Annotated in this window: 1 protein-coding gene; it reads left to right on the plus strand. The window is 41.6% G+C overall.

All coding sequences use genetic code 11. The annotated features are described in order from the left end of the window. Window positions 1-220: 220 nt before the first annotated feature. Window positions 221-1,192 (plus strand): IS110 family RNA-guided transposase, encoded by a 972-nt coding sequence (locus tag BXY82_RS00035; RefSeq protein ID WP_133756140.1) that lies wholly within the window; start codon window positions 221-223, stop codon window positions 1,190-1,192. The last annotated feature ends 147 nt before the right edge of the window (window positions 1,193-1,339 follow it).

Genomic DNA, 1,339 nt, shown 5'->3' on the forward strand with positions numbered 1-1,339 from the left:
CTTAAGTTTGATTTTTAATAAATCAGTTAACTTTAAGTATTAATCAGAAAGAACAAAAGAGCGGAGTAAGGTTACTATACACGGTGAAGCTTTGGACTTCGGCAACATTGATAATCCCCGCTCTTTTACTACTTAAATCACGTTCAGTTCTGTGAGACCTAGATCTCGTTTTCAAGTTGTTGTGACCCAAGTAGCTGGTTCTTTCATAAATTGTTTTGATATGAATAAATATAGGGAAACTTTTGGAGTTGACATCAGCAAGGATGTCTTTGATTTGCACGGTAGCAATAGTGGCCACGATCAGTTCAGGAATGATGAAAAAGGATTTAGGTCCTTTTTAAAGATTCTTCCCCAAGATTCAATTGTGGTGATGGAGGCAACTGGCTATTACCACTATAGGCTCGCACAGTTTCTTTACAAAAACAACGTAGTGGTAGCGGTTGTAAACCCCTTGTCCGTAAAGCGTTTCATACAAATGAAGCTAGCCAAGGTGAAGACCGATAAGAGCGATGCGAAAGCTATCTGCGAGTATGCCCTTGCCAATGAAGTACCACACTATAATGCTCTGACAGACGTGCAAGCGGAATGTTTGCAACTGTTCCGTTTATTGGATAGTTATCTTAAAAAACGAACAGCAACCAAAAACAAGTTGCACGGGGAAGAAACCCTGGGCATACCTTCAAAATTCGTTTACCGTTCCCTGAGACGGGACAGAAAACACTTGGACAAAGAGATTGATGGAATCGAGGAACGTCTGCTCTCCCTCGTTAAAAAAGAGCAACAACAGCAGCTTACTCTATTAACTACAGTTCCGGGAATAGGCACAAAGACTGCCTTGTTTTTAATAGTGGTGACCGATGGGTTTTCCAAGTTTGAGACCACTGCACAGCTCTGCAGCTATGTTGGTATTACACCTACAGTTCGAGAGTCGGGAAGTAGTGTACGCGGTCGTAGTAGGATCAGTAAGGTCGGCAACAGGAAACTTCGCAACCTGTTGTTCCTTTGTGCCTTCAATGCCAGTAAGTACAACAAAGCGTGCCGTCAGGTCTATGAAAGATTAGTAAACAAGGGAAAGAGTAAGAAGTTGGCACTTATCGCCGTAGCCAATAAGTTATTGAAACAGTGCTTTGCAATCGCGAAATCTGGTTTGCCGTACGATGATGCCCATGTGTCAGTGCTAAAGACCAATTAATCGGAGTCATCAAATTTGGTGAGGATTATTGCTTGTCGGATTGGAAATAAAACGACGAAGGAGATTTGTTCCACTTCAACAATGCCAGGAACACATTTGTCAAAATTTAATGGAGAAAAGGCTTGTTTTTTGCCTCAGTTCTTTGTT

It is taken from the genome of Gelidibacter sediminis (assembly GCF_004364975.1).
GTDB classification, from domain to species: domain Bacteria; phylum Bacteroidota; class Bacteroidia; order Flavobacteriales; family Flavobacteriaceae; genus Gelidibacter; species Gelidibacter sediminis.

Bases quoted from the DNA above. Each gene is read 5' to 3' on its own strand.
- BXY82_RS00035 (WP_133756140.1), top strand. From the start codon at position 221: ATGAATAAATATAGGGAAACTTTTGGAGTTGACATCAGCAAGGATGTC.